Here is a 17,486-nt window from a genome sequence, read left to right as displayed (position 1 = left end):
CCTGGCGGATTTCATCATGGTTCGGGTCGTAAAGACCCAGAAAGAAACCGAATATATGCCTGCAATACCTGTTCACCTTTTTCAAGAAAACACTGGCGTTATCGGGAGCGTCCATATATGCGCGATTCGAGCCCCCAAGGATGGGTTTACGGCGTGTCGGCGTTCTGCATGGCTCCCATCTGTTGCACCATTATTTACAGCTACGCATAGAATTTATCTGATTGTTTTTAAATGATATTTATCTTTTCTTTAGCTCATCCTGCGATCTTGATATGTGAGTTAAAAACCTCCGGATATCATTTGTAGGATCATGAGCGTAATTTCACCTTATCTTTAGGACTTTATTTTGGCCTATCGTTAGCATCCTGATTATCAAGTCTGTTCATTAATCTCGCCTCTTAATGCTCAGCACTTATCAGCATCGATAATCAGGAGAAACTGACCATGGCTTCATCCAAGAAAATAGGGCTTATTGCCTGCACCGGCGTCGTCGCCGGTAATATGATGGGGAGCGGGATTGCCTTATTACCGGCAAACCTGGCAAGTCTGGGATCTATCGCCATCTGGGGATGGGTGATTTCTATCGTCGGCGCGATGTCATTGGCTTATGTTTACGCCCGCCTGGCGACCAAAAACCCGCAGCAGGGTGGGCCAATTGCCTATGCGGGGGAAATCTCCCCGGCGTTCGGCTTCCAGACTGGGGTGCTTTACTATCACGCCAACTGGATCGGTAACCTGGCAATCGGTATTACCGCCGTTTCTTATCTCTCTACTTTCTTCCCCGCGTTGAATAATCCAGTTCCGGCCGGGATTGCCTGTATTGCCATCGTCTGGATATTCACCTTTGTCAATCTGCTGGGGGGCACCTGGGTCAGCCGCTTGACCACGCTGGGTCTGGTACTGGTCTTGATCCCGATAGTGATCACCGCCGTGGCCGGTTGGCACTGGTTTGATGTTGCAACCTATCAAGCCAACTGGAATACCTCGGGTACCACCGACAGCCATGCCGTGGTGAAAAGTATCCTGCTCTGCCTGTGGGCGTTTATCGGCGTTGAATCCGCCGCCGTCAGCACCGGGATGGTAAAAAACCCCAAACGTACCGTACCACTGGCGACCATGCTCGGTACCGGCCTGGCAGGGATTATCTATATTGCTGCCACTCAGGTAATGAGCGGGATGTTCCCTGCAGCGCAAATGGCTGCCAGCGGTGCTCCCTTCGCCATCAGCGCCTCCGCCATTATGGGTAACTGGGCGGCCCCGATGGTTTCCGCTTTCACCGCCTTTGCCTGCCTGACCTCGTTGGGTTCCTGGATGATGCTGGTAGGTCAGGCCGGGGTGCGTGCGGCTAACGACGGCAACTTCCCGAAAGTGTATGGCGAACTGGATAAAAACGGCATTCCGAAGAAGGGCCTGCTGTTGGCAAGCTGCAAAATGACCGCGCTGATGGTGTTGATCACCGTGATGAACTCCAGCGGCGGCAAAGCTTCCGACCTGTTCGGTGAACTGACCGGGATTGCGGTGCTGCTGACCATGCTGCCTTACTTCTACTCCTGCGTTGACCTGATCCGCTTTGAAGGCGTCAACGTGCGTAACCTGCTGAGCCTGGTGGCGTCGGTACTGGGCTGTGGATTCTGCTTTATCGCCCTGATGGGTGCCAACTCCTTCGAGCTGTCCGGCACCTTTATCGTCAGCCTGATCATCCTGATGTTCTATGCCCGCAAAATGAATACCCGCCAGGTTGCCAAAGCAGCCGCAGCGGTCAACGACAGCGCCACGGCCAAAGCGCACTGAGATTGCGTGCTCTGACCCACTGAATTTACCCAGCCCCTTTCTTTCCGACCTGTCAGCCGCGACGGGAAGGGGCCCGCTTTGCCTGGAGAAATGATTATGAACGTTATTGCCATCATGAATCACATGGGTGTCTACTTCAAAGAAGAGCCGATCCGCGAACTGCATCAGGCGCTGGAAAGCCTGGACTTCCGCATCGTCTACCCTAATGACCGTGAAGATTTATTAAAGCTGATCGAAAACAATGCCCGCCTGTGCGGCGTGATTTTCGACTGGGACAAATACAATCTTGAGCTGTGTGAAGAGATCAGCCAGCTCAATGAATACATGCCGCTGTATGCCTTCGCCAACACCTATTCAACGCTCGATGTCAGCCTCAACGATCTGCGCATGCAGGTGCGCTTCTTCGAATACGCGCTGGGCGCAGCAAAAGATATTGCCGCCAAGATCAAACAGAACACCGACGAGTATATCGATGCCATCCTGCCGCCGCTGACCAAGGCGCTTTTCAAATACGTGCGTGAAGGCAAATATACCTTCTGTACTCCAGGCCATATGGGCGGCACCGCCTTCCAGAAAAGCCCGGTAGGCAGCCTGTTCTATGATTTCTTCGGCCCGAATACCATGAAGTCTGACATCTCCATTTCGGTTTCCGAACTGGGTTCGCTGTTGGATCACTCCGGCCCGCACAAAGAGGCCGAAGAGTACATCTCCCGCGTATTCAATGCCGAACGCAGCTACATGGTGACCAACGGCACCTCCACCGCCAACAAGATTGTCGGTATGTATGCCGCTCCGGCAGGCAGCACCGTGCTGATCGACCGTAACTGCCACAAGTCATTGACCCATCTAATGATGATGAGTGACATCACACCGATCTACTTCCGGCCAACCCGTAATGCCTACGGTATTCTCGGCGGCATCCCGCAGAGCGAATTCAGCCGTGCCACCATCGCCAAGCGGGTGAAAGAAACGCCGAACGCCAGCTGGCCAGCGCACGCGGTGATCACCAACTCCACCTACGACGGCCTGCTGTACAACACCGATTTCATCAAGGAAACTCTGGACGTTAAATCGATCCACTTCGATTCTGCCTGGGTGCCTTACACCAACTTCCATCCGATCTACAAAGGCAAATGCGGCATGAGCGGGGGCCGGGTTGAAGGCAAGGTGATCTATGAAACCCAGTCAACCCACAAACTGCTGGCGGCGTTCTCGCAGGCTTCGATGATCCACGTTAAGGGTGACATCAACGAAGAGACCTTTAACGAAGCCTATATGATGCACACCACCACCTCGCCGCATTATGGCATCGTGGCGTCCACCGAAACCGCCGCTGCGATGATGAAGGGCAACGCCGGTAAGCGCATGATTAACGGTTCCATCGAGCGCGCCATCAAGTTCCGTAAGGAAATCAAACGGCTGAAAGTGGAATCTGAAGGCTGGTTCTTTGACGTCTGGCAGCCGGAGCATATCGATGAACCAGAATGCTGGCCGCTGCGTTCCGACAGCGCCTGGCACGGCTTCAAAAACATCGATAACGAACACATGTATCTCGACCCGATCAAGGTGACCATCCTCACCCCAGGGATGAGCAAAGAAGGCGAGATGCAACCGTTCGGTATCCCGGCCAGTCTGGTCGCCAAGTACCTGGATGAGCGCGGCATCATCGTGGAGAAAACCGGCCCGTACAACCTGCTGTTCCTGTTCAGCATTGGTATCGATAAAACCAAAGCGTTGAGCCTGCTGCGCGCGATGACCGATTTCAAACGCTCGTTCGATTTGAACCTGCGGGTGAAAAACATGCTGCCATCGCTGTATCAGGAAGCGCCCGAGTTCTATGAAAACATGCGCATCCAGGATCTGGCACAGAACATCCATCGCCTGGTCGAGCATCACAACCTGCCGGACCTGATGTACCGTGCGTTCGAAGTGCTGCCAACCATGGTGATGAACCCTTACCACGCCTTCCAGAAAGAGCTGCACGGCGAAGTGGAGGAAGTCTATCTGGAGGATATGGTCGGCAAGGTCAATGCCAATATGATCCTGCCTTATCCTCCAGGCGTGCCGTTGGTGATGCCGGGTGAAATGCTGACCGAAGAAAGCCGCCCGGTGTTGGAGTTCCTGCAAATGCTGTGTGAAATCGGCGCGCATTATCCGGGCTTTGAGACTGATATTCACGGGGCTTACCGCCAGCCGGATGGTCGCTACACGGTGAAAGTGCTGAAAGCGGAATAATGGCATCACAGGGGAAAGCATAGACGCTTTCCCCTTGGTTATCCTGATGGGAGTACACCATGAAAACACCCTCACAGCCGCGCGCTATCTACTATGTCGTTGCGATCCAAATCTGGGAGTATTTTAGTTTTTACGGCATGCGCGCGTTACTGATCCTCTATCTGACCCACCAGTTAGGCTATTCCGATAGCCACGCCATTACCCTTTTCAGCGCTTATGCTTCTTTGGTTTATGTCACTCCCATTTTGGGCGGCCTGCTGGCCGATCGCCTGTTGGGCAACCGCGTCTCGGTGATTGCCGGGGCGGCCTTGATGACCTTGGGCCACATCGTACTGGGGCTGGGGGCAGTCTCGGCCAACTCTCTTTACCTGGCGCTGGGCATCATCATCTGCGGCTACGGCCTGTTTAAATCCAATATCAGTTGCCTGTTGGGCGAACTGTATCAGGCGCAGGACCCACGGCGGGAAGGCGGGTTTTCTCTGCTGTATGCCGCGGGGAACGTTGGCTCCATCCTGGCTCCGATCGCCTGTGGGTTGGCCGCTGAACGTTATGGCTGGCACGTCGGCTTTGCGCTGGCGGGAATAGGGATGTTTGCCGGGCTGATGATCTTCCTGTCGGGGAGTAAACATTTTCGGCATACGCGTGGGGTGAATATTCCGCTGATACAGGCCACTACGCTAAGCTTGCCACATTGGTTCTGGCTGGTAGCTGGGGTGTTGTCTGCTCCGCTGTTTTTCGCGCTGTTGTTCATTCACGATTGGGCTGGCTATTTGCTTGGCGTCGTGTGCGCCGCTGCGGTGGTGATCGTCATGCGTATTCTCTGGCAGGTGAGCGGTGAGCAACGGCGGGGGTTATGGCAAATCATCATCTTGATGCTGCTGGGAACGCTGTTTTGGGCCTTTGCACAACAGGGCGGCAGTTCAATCAGCCTGTTTATCGATCACTTTGTTGACCGGCAATGGTTCTCCTGGTCGGTGCCTACGGCGCTGTTCCAGTCGGTAAACGCCTTTGCGGTCATGCTGGGCGGCGTGCTGCTGGCCTGGCTGATGCGTGGCAACCAGGGGAACGCTCAGACCGTGCGCATCTGGTGCAAGTTTGCCTTTGGCCTGCTGCTGATTGCCGTGGGCTTTATGTTGATGGCGCTAAATGCGCGCTGGGGGGAACTGCATGGCCAGGCCTCGATGGGGATGATGGTAGCCGGACTGGCGGTGATGGGATTTGCCGAACTGTTTATCGATCCGGTGGCGATGGCCCAAATCACCCGGTTGGATATTCCTGGCGTCACCGGCGTGTTGACCGGTATTTATATGCTGGCGACCGGCTCTGTGGCTAATTATCTCGCGGGCCTGATTGCCAACCAGACCACCGAAAGCCAATTGGGTAATGCGATGATTGAAGCTTACGGCAAGGTTTTCACCCAGATTGGCTGGGGAGCTGCAGGTTGTGCCGCCTTGGTGCTGGCGGCTCTGGTGTTGTGGTGGGGAATGACTCGGCGCAATGATAGCGCGGTTAATGCTTGATTGATGGCGGTGGGCTGGTTAACGTGCAGCTATGTAGATGTCACTAAGCCCAATTGATGAAGACTCACCACCTCCTGACACAGATTGCCGACCATCTAGGGGCTGAACGCCAACTGCTGCTGGCGTTCAGCGGCGGCCTGGATTCCAGTGTGCTACTGCACCTGTTGGTGCTATTGCGCCAGCAGCAACCGGACATTTCCCTGCGCGCGGTGCATGTCCACCATGGCCTGAGCCGTTTTGCCGATGATTGGGTGGCACATTGCCAGCAGCAATGCGAACGCTGGCAGGTACCGCTGGTGGTACAACATGTACAGCTTGAGGGACGGCCAGGGGGCATCGAGGCCGCGGCCCGTTCGGCCCGCTACGCCGCTTTTGCAGAAACGTTGGCCGTAGACGAGACTTTGCTGACGGCGCAGCATCTTGACGATCAATGTGAAACCTTCTTGCTGGCCTTAAAACGGGGCAGCGGCCCTGCGGGGCTGTCTGCCATGGCCGCACAAACCCGGTTGGGTAATAATCCCTTATTGCGCCCGCTGTTGGGAATATCTCGTCAACAGTTGGAAGACTACGCACAACAGCATCAACTGCAGTGGATCGAGGATGACAGCAATCAGGATCCCCGTTTCGATCGCAACTTCTTACGTCTGAACGTTCTGCCGATAGTGAATCAGCGTTGGCCGCATTTTGCTGCCGCCACCGCGCGCAGCGCTGAATTATGTGCCGAGCAGGAGCAACTGCTGGATGAACTGCTGGTCGAGCAATTAACCCAACTGCTGGATGGCGAAAACGCACTCGCTATCGCCGAATTGGCTACCTGTTCTGCGGCCAGGCGCTATGCTTTGCTACGGCGCTGGATTGGGCTGTTTGGCGTCACTATGCCAGCGCGAGATGGTTTGCATCGGCTATGGCAGGAAGTGGCGTTAAGCCGGGAAGATGCCGAACCGCAGCTGCAACTCGGGAACTACCAGATCCGCCGTTTCCGCCAGCGCTTATATCTGCTACCGCTGTTGGCTGATCTGAGCGGCACACAATTGCCTTGGCCTAATGAGGCTCCACTGGCGTTACCGGACGGACTGGGTACTCTGTACGTGGGCGAAGGTGAATGCCAGATACGCGCCCCTTTAGAGCATGAGTTGGTCAGCGTGCGTTTTACCGCCAAGGGCAGGGTGCGGATTGTTGGCCGTGCCGGTTCACGTCCGATCAAAAAACTGTGGCAAGAGTTGGCTATTCCACCGTGGCAGCGTGAACGTATCCCATTGGTCTATTATGATGAGCAGTTAATCGCTGCCGTGGGCGTATTTATTACTGAGGAAGGGCAAGCGTCTGCGGGGCAACCGGCCTGGCGGCTTGGCTGGAAAAAAAATAATAACAATCTGCTGTGAGGAGTGGGCAATGAAATTGGTGAGCGTAATGGTAGTGATGGCAAGCGTGCTGAGTTTTTCCGCCATGGCGGCGGGCGATGCGGCGGCAGGGAAGAATAAATCGGCCAGCTGCATGGCCTGCCACGGTGCGGAAGGCAAGGTTTCGGTACCCATGTACCCGAACCTGGCCGGGCAGAATCAAATGTATCTGGAACACTCTTTGCAGGCTTACAAGAAAGGGGAGCGCTCTGGCGGGCAGGCGGAAGTAATGAAGGCCTATGTCTCGGGGTTGTCGGATGAGGATATTGCCGACCTGGCGGCCTATTACGCCAGCCTGAAGCCTTAAATGACGAGGGCAGCCCTTGGGCTGCCCTGTGGAGATGGCGTTACCGCTATATCAGTCTGACAGGCTGACAACCACGGTACCGATTTCCGGATGACTGAAACTGAGGATGTGATCCAGACGCAAGCTGAGAGCGCTACCGGCCTGCTCGACAATCAGGTACTCAACGCCCTTGGTAAATTTCAACTCGGTGGCAATGCCTTCGAACTTCTCTCCGTCGCGTAACTCTAGCTTCAGAATGTAGTTATGCTGACAGGCGAGTTCCAGGCTTTCATAGTCATCGCAATTGATGGATTGGTACTCATCATTCATCAACATGGTCGCTCACCAATAAGTTAGCGGCGGCAAATGCCGCCTGTTCCCTAACGGAGGACGGTAGCTCGCTATTCGCGGCAACCTCGTCCAATGCCTTTAACACACATGCTAGTGCATCCGGCACGTAGCCTAGATCTCCACTGCCGATCTGAGCGTAAAAACGTCGTACTAACTCACAGTATTGTTGCACAATGGCCTCCCTTTAGGATCTCTGCATTATCGCCACGCAGGCTGCAATAAGGCACAGACACTCGGGGTTAAATCCTATCTAAAGGACTATAGCACAGGTGTTAGTGAGTTATTAGTTCCTCTTTTTGGGCATTAGTCCACTTCTGGCGCTCCCCGTGCTGGCTGCGGGCTGCCCTGATCAAGTACAATGTGGCCTGTTAATAAAGAGGTTACCCATGGCGCTGAAAGCAACAATTTACAAAGCCACGCTCAATATCGCTGATATGGATCGTCACTTTTACTTTGATACCACACTCACCCTGGCCCAGCATCCTTCAGAAACCGAACAGCGCATGATGCTGCGCCTGCTGGCCTGGATCTGCCATGCCGATGAACGGCTGGTGTTTACCAAAGGCCTGAGTGCGGAAGACGAGCCGGAAATCTGGCGGCGCAACGACCATAACGGGCTGGAAATGTGGATAGAGCTGGGGCTGCCGGATGAGAAACGCATCAAAAAGGCCTGCAATCAGTCACCTCGGGTGGTGCTTTACGCTTATGGCGATCGCGCCGGGCATGTCTGGTGGCAGTCTATGCAGAGCAAGGTGGCCAACCACAAGAACCTGAGCATCCGTTTTCTTGATGATGAACAACTGTCCCGCTTGACCGCGTTAGCCAGCCGCAATATGACGCTACAGGCCACGCTGCAGGAAGGTACCATCTGGCTGTCAGACCTTCAGAATAGTCTGGAAATTCAATTTGCCGAATGGCAGCAGGCGCAGGTATAACCGGTGCTGGAACTGTCAAGAAACGTAGCCATACCGGACAACGAAATAGAATTAACGGCGATCCGCGCGCAGGGTGCGGGTGGCCAGCATGTGAATAAAACCTCAACGGCGATCCATTTGCGCTTTGACATCCGGGCGTCCAGCCTGCCAGAGTACTATAAAGAACGGCTGCTGGCGCTTAATCATCATTTAGTGACCGGTGATGGGGTGGTGATAATCAAAGCGCAGGAGTATCGCAGCCAGGAAATGAATCGTGAAGCGGCACTGGCCCGGCTGGTGGCGCTGATCCAGCAGGCGATGGTGGTCGAAAAGACGCGCAGGGCAACCAAACCCAGCAAAGGGGCCAAATTACGCCGTCTTGAAGGCAAGGTGCGCAAAGGTGCCACCAAGGCACTGCGCGGCAAGGTTCAGCCTTAGCCTACGCCGTGGATATCAATGGATGACAACAGGAGAATAACTTGAAGCAAATAACTATCGCCCTGTTTTTAGCGGCAGGAGCCCTTTCATTGCTGGGATGTAACAATCAATACCAGCCAAAAGAACAAGCGCTTCAGCCGATGCAGCAGAGCTATCAGGGCTTATTGCCTTGTGCGGACTGCACTGGGTTGGACACCTCGCTGTTCCTCGATGAGGACGGCACCTTTGTGTTGCAGGAAACCTATCGTGGCGCTAAAGGTGGCGATCAAACCTTTGCCAGCTACGGCACATGGGCGCGTACGGCGGATAAGCTGGTGCTGACCGAAAGCAACGGTGAAAAACGCTATTTCCACCCGGAAGGCAAGCAATTGAGAATGCTGGACCGCAGTGGGGCACCGATTGTCTCCCAGCTTAATTATGTGCTGACGCCGGTCACTAAATCCTTGCCGAAAACGCCGATGCCATTGACCGGGCTATATACCTATATGGCTGATGCAGCGGTATTCCAGGATTGTGCCACCGGCAAAACCTTCCCAGTAGCGAATAATATCGCGCTGGAGCAGGGCTATCTGAAGGCTCAACGGGCGCCGGGCGAACCGGTATTCCTGATGTTGAACGGGCATTTCAGCGTGCAGCCTTCCATGGAGGAAGGGCAGATGCAAAAAGCGCTGATCCCGGAGCCCGGTGGCAAGATCGCTTTCGACAACAGCAAGAGCTGTGCTAACTGACCAACGGCGGCTAGCTCACTTTGTAGGGGCGCTGCATGCTGCGCCCGCTTAGCTTTGTTATCAATTTGAGCCTCTTCATTTTATGAGGGGGCTGCTAATTTGATCGGTTGATGAGGGCAGGTCTGTTGCGATTGGCTGGTTTTTTGCCAGCGCCCGCGAACGTAAATAGATCCCCGGCTTGATATGGCCAACGTAAACCAGCGCTTTGCTAGGTGCCAGCGTAGCAATATCCCCTTCACGCATATGCAGTAAATCGCCCGGGCTGACCCAGCCAGGGGCGGCCAACGTCAACGGATGCCCAGCGTTTTCAAACGCGGCAATCACAAACTCCGAGCAAAAATAGGACGACTCTGCGCCGGTCGGCGACTTGAGCTGGGCTGCGGCCAGGCCTTGTACACATTGCTGGCGGAAATCGGCAGAGAAGGGGTTCAGCGAACACAGCTGCTTGGTCATCATAAAGGGCACCATCTCGGCAATGCCCAGATAATTATACCGGCTGCCGGCCTTTTGGCTGGCGAATTGGCGGATCTGGCTAGCCTGCTCCGGTGTCAGATCGGGGATGCGCAAAGCAAACATCTTGTCGCTATGGGTCAGCGCGTCTTTCAGGCTGATAATCTGCACGCCTTCCCCTACCGCTTCGGCAACCTGGCCTTCGCCAATATACACGGCCACATGGCTGACTGACGAAGTACTCAAGATACGGATCCCGAGTGATTTCAAACCAATCGTTGAGGAGAACAGCAGGTCTCCCTCTTGCAGGTCGGCCTGATTGATTTCGCGCAGCGTTTTTCCTGGGGCGGAGCTTAACGATTGGAACTGAACGTTGACGGGATTGATGGAGTGTTTTTCACGGTCGGATAAGCCTACGTCCATGGTGCAACCGGTCAAAAACACCGAAAGCAAAGCAAACAGGCGGGTAGCCGAGGGGCTGCGTAATGGCATAAGTTAATCCTTTAACAACAACATCCATTAATAAAGCCCCCCATCTGGGGGGCTTTGTCTAGCGATTAGCGTTGGATCTGGCCCAGCAGGAAATCAACGATTTCGCCGGTTTTGATCATCTGCTTCTCGCCAACACGGCGGTTTTTGTACTCAATTTCTTCGCTGTCGAGGTTACGATCGCCGATCACGATGGAGTGAGGTACGCCGATCAGTTCCATATCGGCAAACATCACGCCCGGGCGTTCTTTACGATCGTCCAGGATCACATCGATGCCGTGTGAACGCAGGGTATCGTACAATTCCTCAGCCAGTGCCTGCACGCGGAATGACTTATGCATGTTCATTGGCAGAATAGCTACCTGGAACGGGGCAATCGCGTCCGGCCAGATAATGCCACGGTCATCGTGATTCTGTTCGATGGCCGCAGCCACCACGCGCGTCACGCCGATGCCGTAGCAACCCATGGTCAGCACTTGATTACGGCCATCTTCACCCTGCACGGTGGCCTTCATCGCTTCTGAATACTTGGTACCGAGTTGGAAGATGTGGCCCACTTCGATACCGCGCTTGATCAGCAGCGTACCTTTACCGTCTGGGCTGGCATCGCCTTCCACCACGTTACGGATATCGGCACTCTGTGGCAGCGGCAAATCACGCTCCCAGTTGATGCCAAAGTAGTGTTTGCCATCGATGTTGGCACCGGCGCCGAAGTCGCTCATAGCGGCTACGCTGCGATCGACAACCACTGGGATCGGCAGGTTGACTGGACCAAGGGAGCCTGGGCCTGCGCCGACGATTGCACGGATTTCTTCTTCCGTGGCGAAAGTCAGTGGAACCGCGACCTGTGGCAGCTTCTCGGCCTTGATTTCATTCAGCTCGTGATCGCCGCGCACCAGCAGGGCAACCAGCTTGTGGCCACTCTCTTCACGGGCGTGCACCATCAAGGTTTTCACCGTTTTCTCTACTGGCAGTTGGAATTGCTCTACCAGTTCGGCGATGGTTTTGGCGTTCGGCGTATCGATGATGCGCAGTTCTTCCGTTGCCGCAGTACGTGGCTGAGCAGGGGCAACCGCTTCGGCCAGCTCGATGTTGGCAGCATAGTCGGAACCAGTTGAGAACACGATATCGTCTTCACCGCTGTCTGCCAGCACCTGGAACTCATGTGAAGCGCTGCCGCCGATAGAACCGGTATCGGCCAGCACCGGACGGAAATCCAGACCCATGCGGTTAAAGATCTTGCTGTAGGCTTCGTACATCGCGTCGTAGGTGACCTGCAGGGATTCCTGGGTGGTGTGGAAGGAATAGGCATCCTTCATCAGGAATTCACGCGAACGCATCACGCCAAAACGTGGACGAACCTCGTCACGGAATTTGGTCTGGATCTGGAAGAAGTTCAGCGGCAGTTGCTTGTAAGAGCTGATTTCGTTGCGGATCAGATCGGTGATCACTTCTTCATGGGTTGGACCAAGCACAAAGGGACGCTCGCCGCGATCGACAAAGCGCAGCAATTCCGGGCCATACTGCTCCCAGCGGCCGCTTTCCAGCCAGAGGTCTGCGGGCTGAACAACCGGCATGGAAACTTCGATCGCGTTAGCATTGTTCATTTCTTCGCGAACGATGTTTTCAACCTTCTTCAGAACGCGCAGGCCGGTCGGCAACCAGGTGTAAAGACCGGAGGCCAGCTTGCGGATCATCCCGGCGCGTAGCATCAGCTGGTGGCTGATCACTTCGGCGTCGGCAGGTGTCTCCTTCAGTGTGGAGAGCAGATATTGGCTTGTACGCATGGTGTTTTGGTTCCGTTAGAACTGCAAATTGCATCGGGCTGCCAGGGTTGGCCGCCAAAATTTTCAAAAGTGGTTTAGTTTACCAGCGCAAGCCGGTTGTCAAAAGAGAGCGGGCGGAATTTTAACGGGCGTCGAGCGACAACACTTCGCTTTGACTATCAACGATCCGCCAGCGCACGTTGAACTCCAACAACCATACCGCATATTCGCGCCCGCTGGCTTCTTCTTTTCGATAGGCGGGGCGAGGATCTTGCGCCAGAACCTGAGTGATAAAACGGCGCAGGTTGGGGTAGCGCCGCAAATGTTGCTGCAGCTGTTGTTCCGCTTCGGGTGAGAAATACACCTGCATATCACCAGCCGGAGCCGCCTGAGCAAAACCGGCTCGCGCTTGCGGATGGCTTTCGGCAAACGGCAAATAGGGTTTGATATCGACCACCGGCGTACCATCAACCAAATCCAGGCTGCCCAACTCCAGTACCACCTCGCCCCCTTGAGTCCGTATGCCTTTCAGTTCGATCAAGGACATACCCAACGGGTTAGGGCGAAAGGTCGAACGGGTGGCGAACACGCCCATACGTGCATTGCCGCCCAGACGAGGAGGCCGCACGGTAGGACGCCAGCCTCCTTCCATGGTTTGATGAAACACAAACATCACCCACAGATGGCTGAACTCGCTGAGACCACGTACCGCTTCGGGCTGATTGTAAGGCGGCAACAGCACCAGTTCGCCGCCGCCGTCTTCAACTAGCCCAGGCTGACGGGGAACCGCGAATTTCTCTTTATACGGAGAACGGATGGTGCCGATCTGCTCAAAAACAAATTCGGTCATTTGGCAGAGACGTTAAGCGCAGAGCCTTGACAGATGGCCTGCTGGTAACAACCGGCGACGCCGCTGACAATCTGACAGTCATGCAGTAGCACCGCATTGGCCTTCATGTAGGAAGCTCGGGTCTGCATACGCTTACGTGCGGTATTCAGATTAGGCGGAGAGTCCTGAACCGTGGTCTGACAGGATTCGCCAGAAACCTCACCTAAATCGCGGAAAGGCTTGCCGACCAGTTCTTCTGCACTCTTGTACAGTTTTACCGGGGCGGGGCGGGCTGCTGGGGTGGCTTTTACCGGAGCGGGAGCGGCCGTAGTTGTTGTGCTGTTTGTTGTGGATGGAGCCGTGTGCTGCGTTGAGCATCCAGTCAGCGCGAGCGCTAACAAACAGAGAGGTAAAACACGCATTGAGAGTCCCTGCCATTTTATAATCAAAGTGGCGCTATTGAAGCAATCTCTGGCGCAAATAACAAGACGGGCCGTAGCCCGTCTTGCAATTATCGGAATAAAATGGCTATTGAATGATTACCAGCCTTTTACTGCGCCACCGTTAAAGATCTTGTTGGCCGCTTCGTTAACTTCGTCAGACTGGTAAGCCTGAACGAATTTCTTCACGTTTTCCGCGTCTTTGTTATCTTCACGGGCAACCATGATGTTGACGTAAGGTGAGTCTTTATCTTCAACAAACAGACCGTCTTTGGCCGGCGTCAAACCAATCTGGCTGGCGTAAGTGGTGTTGATGATGGCCAGAGCGATTTGCTGATCGTCCAGTGAACGTGGCAGCTGTGGCGCTTCCAGTTCAACCAGCTTCAGGTTTTTCGGGTTCTCGGTCACGTCCAGCACGGTCGGCAGCAGGCCAACACCGTCTTTCAGCTTGATCAGACCCTGTTTTTCCAGCAGCAACAGTGAACGGCCCAGGTTGGTTGGATCGTTAGGCAGTGCTACCTGTGAACCTTCTTGCAGCTCATCAATGGATTTGATCTTTTTGGAGTAACCGGCGATCGGATACACGAAGGTGTTACCCACCGTAACCAGCTTATAACCACGATCCTTGATCTGCTGATCCAAGTAAGGCTTGTGCTGGAAGGCGTTGACATCGATATCGCCTTTGCTCAAGGCTTCGTTTGGCAACACGTAGTCGTTGAAGGTGACCAGCTCAACGTCCAGGCCATACTTATCTTTTGCCACTTTTTGTGCCACTTCAGCCACTTGCTGTTCAGCACCGACAATAACACCCACTTTGATATGGTTTGGATCTTTTTCATCCTGGCCACAACCGGCCAGAGCCAGAGTACCGATCAGTGCGCCGATTGTTGCGATGGATTTAAATTTTAACGACATATCCCTTCCTCAATTAGACTCGCATATGAAATACGCCTTACTCTTTATCCTGCCAGATGCAGCAAAGCTATCGAGTAGATGTCAGCGCGTGGGTAAAGTTATTTGTGGGTAACGGCCTTCACGATACGGTCGCCACCAAACTGGATCAGATACACCAGCACCACCAGTAATATTAATACCGTATTCATCACGGTAGCGTTATAACCAATATATCCATACTGATAACCAATTTGACCTAAGCCACCGGCACCGACGGCACCGCCCATTGCAGAATAGCCCACCAGGGTGATCAGCGTGATGGTAGCGGCATTCACCAAACCTGGCAGCGCTTCAGGCAACAGCACTTTGGTGATGATTTGCATTGGGGTTGCCCCCATGGCACGAGCGGCTTCAACCAGACCTGACGGAATTTCCAACAGCGCGTTTTCTACCATACGGGCGATAAAGGGAGCCGCGCCCACGGTCAGTGGAACGATAGCCGCCTGCAAACCGATAGAGGTGCCAACGATCATGCGAGTGAACGGGATCATCCAGACCAGCAAGATGATGAACGGAATGGAACGGAAAATGTTCACCAACCCGGACAACACCTTATAGACGGTATTGTTGGCAATGATTTGCCCGGGGCGGGTCACATATAACAGTACGCCAACCGGTAAGCCAAGAACAAAGCCAAAGAAGCCGGAGACAAAGGTCATCGTAACGGTTTCCCACACGCCACGTGCCATTAACCACATCATTGCCTCAGACATAACCCAGAACCTCTACTTTTACCTGATTTTCTTGCAGGAACTCAATCGTTGCCTGTGCATCTTCATCGGAGCCGTGCAGCTCAGCCAGCATCACGCCGAACTTCACGCCGCCAGCGTAATCCATCTGTGCGCTGATAATATTGTTGTTCACGTTAAAGCGACGAGCCGCTTCTGACAGTAACGGTGCATCGACCGAGCGGCCGGTAAATTCCAGGCGTAACAGCGGTTGACGGCCTCCGGTACGCTCAGGTACCAGGCGCGCGGCGTAGTCGTCCGGAATATCCAGATGCAGCGTAGCTTGGATAAACTGCTGTGCCAGCGGCGTCTTGGGATGGGAGAACACTTCGCTAACGCTGTCTTTCTCAATCAATTGACCTTGGCTGATAACTGCGACCTGATCGCAGATACGTTTCACTACGTCCATTTCATGGGTGATCAGCAGGATGGTCAGCCCCAAACGGCGGTTGATATCTTTCAGCAGTTCGAGAATGGAGCGGGTGGTGGCGGGATCCAGCGCACTGGTCGCTTCGTCGCACAGCAGCACTTTAGGATTGCTAGCCAGCGCACGGGCGATGGCCACACGCTGCTTTTGGCCGCCTGATAGATTGGCAGGGTAGGCATCGTGCTTGTCAGACAGACCAACCAGCTCCAGCAGCTCGACCACGCGTTTTTTGATTTCCGCGCGTGGGGTGTTGTCCAGCTCTAACGGTAGGGCAACGTTACCGAAGACCGTACGTGAAGAGAGCAGGTTAAAGTGTTGGAAGATCATGCCAATCTGGCGGCGTGCGCGCGTCAGCTCGCCTTCAGACAGGGAAGTCAGATCCTGGCCATCAACCAGAACGGTACCTGACGTTGGGCGCTCAAGCATGTTGGCGCAGCGGATCAGTGTACTCTTACCGGCGCCTGAGGCACCGATGACGCCATAAATCTGTCCGGCAGGAACGTGAAGAGTCACGTCGGAGAGTGCGCTAATGGAACGCGACCCCTGCTGGAACACTTTGGTGATGTTGGAAAGTTTAATCATATTCTTCTTATTTTTAGCTTGGTTGCCGTGGCCTAATAAAGAGAGACCTTGATCAGCGCCAAGGTCTGGATCAGATGTTAAGGCGTCTAGACGTCTAAGTCAACGTTAACGCTATTCTTCATCATTCTCAGTCTCGGCGAAAACATGCGATACTGTGGCGGTTTTCAGGCTTTCAGGAGCATACCGGTGACACAACGCGTTCCAGCAATTTTCTTAGATCGTGACGGCACGATTAATATCGATCATGGCTACGTCCATGAAATAGATGATTTCCAGTTTATTGATGGCGTGATTGACGCCTGTCGCGAACTGAAAAGCATGGGCTTCGCACTGGTGCTGGTCACCAACCAGTCTGGCATTGCCCGTGGCAAATTTAGCGAAGACCAGTTTATGCGTCTGACAGAATGGATGGACTGGTCGATGGCCGACCGCGATGTCGATCTGGACGGCATCTATTTCTGCCCACATCATCCTGAGGCAGTAATAGAAGAGTATCGCCAGGTTTGTGATTGTCGCAAACCTCAGCCGGGCATGTTGTTACAGGCGCAGAAAGAACTGAATATCGATTTGGCCGCTTCTTATATGGTTGGCGACAAAATCGAGGACATGCAGGCAGCCGCGGCGGCAGGGGTAGGCACTAAAGTATTGGTGCGTACCGGCAAGCCAGTCACTGAAGAAGGTGAGAAAGCGGCGGATTGGGTGCTAAACAGCCTGCAAGAGCTGCCTGCAGCGATTAAAAAGCGGGTTTAAGCAGCGTTATGCATGAATAGTGAGCGGTCGGAAGAAAAGTGCATATTATCCCTTGTCATTCTGAACCAGCTCCCTATAATGCGCCTCCATCGACACGGAACATGTGAACAACTTCACAGAGTCTCCGGGGGTCGCAGAGAAAAAACCTGAAATTAAGGTTGACTCTGAAAGAGGGAAGCGTAATATACGTCACCTCGAGTTAGCAAGCGAAAGCGCGTAACTCACTGCTCTTTAACAATTTATCAGACAATCTGTGTGGGCACTCACAAGACGATATCCACCTACTTCGGTAGCAAAAAAATATCAAGTCTTGAAGAGTGACCAAGCAGTAATTCATGCGAATGAATTATTACGAAAGTTAATTTTCGAGCATCGCTTCACGAGTTGAAGCAAATCAAGCTTTTAATT

The 17,486-nt window shown here is 54.0% G+C and carries 19 protein-coding genes; 10 read left to right on the top strand and 9 right to left on the bottom strand.

Annotated features, from left to right (window positions below; translation table 11 throughout):
• From ACMV5I_RS27625 to ACMV5I_RS27600, 6 genes are all read left to right on the top strand, one after another.
• Positions 1 to 235: hypothetical protein (locus tag ACMV5I_RS27625; protein ID WP_414825769.1), on the top strand; the 235-nt coding region annotated here is incomplete at its 5' end.
• A 209-nt stretch (positions 236 to 444) separates the two neighbouring features.
• Positions 445 to 1,791 carry a cadaverine/lysine antiporter gene (gene cadB, locus ACMV5I_RS27620; RefSeq protein WP_024485571.1) on the top strand — a complete coding sequence of 449 codons (1,347 nt, stop codon included), beginning with the start codon at positions 445 to 447 and terminating at the stop codon, positions 1,789 to 1,791.
• 96 nt (positions 1,792 to 1,887) lie between these two features.
• The gene (gene cadA / locus ACMV5I_RS27615; protein WP_024485570.1) at positions 1,888 to 4,026 is read left to right on the top strand and encodes a lysine decarboxylase CadA; all 2,139 of its coding nucleotides are present in this window, start codon (positions 1,888 to 1,890) and stop codon (positions 4,024 to 4,026) included.
• Between the two features lie 59 nt (positions 4,027 to 4,085).
• Complete coding sequence (dtpD, locus tag ACMV5I_RS27610; RefSeq protein ID WP_261261173.1) at positions 4,086 to 5,546, top strand: dipeptide permease DtpD; 1,461 nt, start codon at positions 4,086 to 4,088, stop codon at positions 5,544 to 5,546.
• A 56-nt stretch (positions 5,547 to 5,602) separates the two neighbouring features.
• A complete protein-coding gene (gene tilS, locus ACMV5I_RS27605) occupies positions 5,603 to 6,928 on the top strand; it encodes a tRNA lysidine(34) synthetase TilS (protein ID WP_414825768.1) in 1,326 nt (441 codons plus the stop codon).
• Positions 6,929 to 6,938: 10 nt separating this feature from the next.
• Positions 6,939 to 7,253 carry a c-type cytochrome gene (locus tag ACMV5I_RS27600; protein ID WP_021179932.1) on the top strand — a complete coding sequence of 105 codons (315 nt, stop codon included), beginning with the start codon at positions 6,939 to 6,941 and terminating at the stop codon, positions 7,251 to 7,253.
• 51 nt (positions 7,254 to 7,304) lie between these two features.
• On the opposite strand, the gene rof is transcribed toward ACMV5I_RS27600, so the two are convergent.
• Both rof and ACMV5I_RS27590 read right to left on the bottom strand, forming a co-directional pair.
• On the bottom strand, positions 7,305 to 7,562 hold the full coding sequence (gene rof / locus ACMV5I_RS27595) for a Rho-binding antiterminator (RefSeq protein WP_411568558.1): 258 nt from the start codon (positions 7,560 to 7,562) through the stop codon (positions 7,305 to 7,307).
• Positions 7,555 to 7,755, bottom strand: a complete 201-nt coding sequence (locus ACMV5I_RS27590; RefSeq protein WP_024529521.1) for a YaeP family protein — start codon at positions 7,753 to 7,755, stop codon at positions 7,555 to 7,557. Before ACMV5I_RS27590 ends, rof begins: the two co-directional genes overlap by 8 nt.
• A 214-nt stretch (positions 7,756 to 7,969) precedes the next feature.
• On the opposite strand from ACMV5I_RS27590, the gene ACMV5I_RS27585 reads away from it, so the two are divergent.
• The 3 genes from ACMV5I_RS27585 to nlpE are packed head-to-tail and all read left to right on the top strand — an operon-like array spanning position 7,970 to position 9,663.
• A complete protein-coding gene (locus tag ACMV5I_RS27585) occupies positions 7,970 to 8,518 on the top strand; it encodes a YaeQ family protein (RefSeq protein ID WP_021806096.1) in 549 nt (182 codons plus the stop codon).
• Between the two features lie 3 nt (positions 8,519 to 8,521).
• Complete coding sequence (gene arfB / locus ACMV5I_RS27580) at positions 8,522 to 8,935, top strand: alternative ribosome rescue aminoacyl-tRNA hydrolase ArfB (protein WP_024485567.1); 414 nt, start codon at positions 8,522 to 8,524, stop codon at positions 8,933 to 8,935.
• Between the two features lie 41 nt (positions 8,936 to 8,976).
• The gene (gene nlpE, locus ACMV5I_RS27575) at positions 8,977 to 9,663 is read left to right on the top strand and encodes an envelope stress response activation lipoprotein NlpE (protein WP_261261175.1); all 687 of its coding nucleotides are present in this window, start codon (positions 8,977 to 8,979) and stop codon (positions 9,661 to 9,663) included.
• Between the two features lie 75 nt (positions 9,664 to 9,738).
• On the opposite strand, the gene ACMV5I_RS27570 is transcribed toward nlpE, so the two are convergent.
• The 7 genes from ACMV5I_RS27570 to metN all read right to left on the bottom strand — a co-directional run bounded on the left by ACMV5I_RS27570 (position 9,739) and on the right by metN (position 16,328).
• The gene (locus tag ACMV5I_RS27570; RefSeq protein WP_024485565.1) at positions 9,739 to 10,605 is read right to left on the bottom strand and encodes a YaeF family permuted papain-like enzyme; all 867 of its coding nucleotides are present in this window, start codon (positions 10,603 to 10,605) and stop codon (positions 9,739 to 9,741) included.
• A 65-nt stretch (positions 10,606 to 10,670) separates the two neighbouring features.
• Positions 10,671 to 12,389, bottom strand: coding sequence for a proline--tRNA ligase (gene proS / locus ACMV5I_RS27565; protein WP_202672099.1), 1,719 nt, complete (start codon positions 12,387 to 12,389; stop codon positions 10,671 to 10,673).
• A gap of 121 nt (positions 12,390 to 12,510) precedes the next feature.
• The gene (gene tsaA, locus ACMV5I_RS27560) at positions 12,511 to 13,218 is read right to left on the bottom strand and encodes a tRNA (N6-threonylcarbamoyladenosine(37)-N6)-methyltransferase TrmO (RefSeq protein ID WP_414825767.1); all 708 of its coding nucleotides are present in this window, start codon (positions 13,216 to 13,218) and stop codon (positions 12,511 to 12,513) included.
• Positions 13,215 to 13,619 carry an Rcs stress response system protein RcsF gene (gene rcsF, locus ACMV5I_RS27555; RefSeq protein ID WP_024485562.1) on the bottom strand — a complete coding sequence of 135 codons (405 nt, stop codon included), beginning with the start codon at positions 13,617 to 13,619 and terminating at the stop codon, positions 13,215 to 13,217. The genes tsaA and rcsF overlap by 4 nt, the downstream gene beginning before the upstream one ends.
• 117 nt (positions 13,620 to 13,736) lie before the next feature.
• A complete protein-coding gene (locus ACMV5I_RS27550) occupies positions 13,737 to 14,552 on the bottom strand; it encodes a MetQ/NlpA family lipoprotein (RefSeq protein WP_024485561.1) in 816 nt (271 codons plus the stop codon).
• Between the two features lie 98 nt (positions 14,553 to 14,650).
• Complete coding sequence (locus ACMV5I_RS27545; RefSeq protein WP_021179942.1) at positions 14,651 to 15,304, bottom strand: methionine ABC transporter permease MetI; 654 nt, start codon at positions 15,302 to 15,304, stop codon at positions 14,651 to 14,653.
• On the bottom strand, positions 15,297 to 16,328 hold the full coding sequence (metN, locus tag ACMV5I_RS27540; protein ID WP_024485560.1) for a methionine ABC transporter ATP-binding protein MetN: 1,032 nt from the start codon (positions 16,326 to 16,328) through the stop codon (positions 15,297 to 15,299). The genes ACMV5I_RS27545 and metN overlap by 8 nt, the downstream gene beginning before the upstream one ends.
• A gap of 186 nt (positions 16,329 to 16,514) precedes the next feature.
• Here metN and gmhB point away from each other — a divergent pair, with 186 nt between their 5' ends.
• Positions 16,515 to 17,078: a D-glycero-beta-D-manno-heptose 1,7-bisphosphate 7-phosphatase gene (gmhB, locus tag ACMV5I_RS27535; RefSeq protein ID WP_021179944.1), complete on the top strand. Its 564-nt coding sequence runs from the start codon at positions 16,515 to 16,517 to the stop codon at positions 17,076 to 17,078.
• Positions 17,079 to 17,486 lie beyond the last annotated feature (408 nt).

This window comes from Serratia sp. T13T92 (assembly GCF_047530105.1).
In the GTDB taxonomy this organism is placed as follows: domain Bacteria; phylum Pseudomonadota; class Gammaproteobacteria; order Enterobacterales; family Enterobacteriaceae; genus Chania; species Chania fonticola.
The sequence above is the reverse complement of the archived record's forward strand: the minus strand, read 5'-3'. Positions and strand labels throughout refer to the sequence as shown.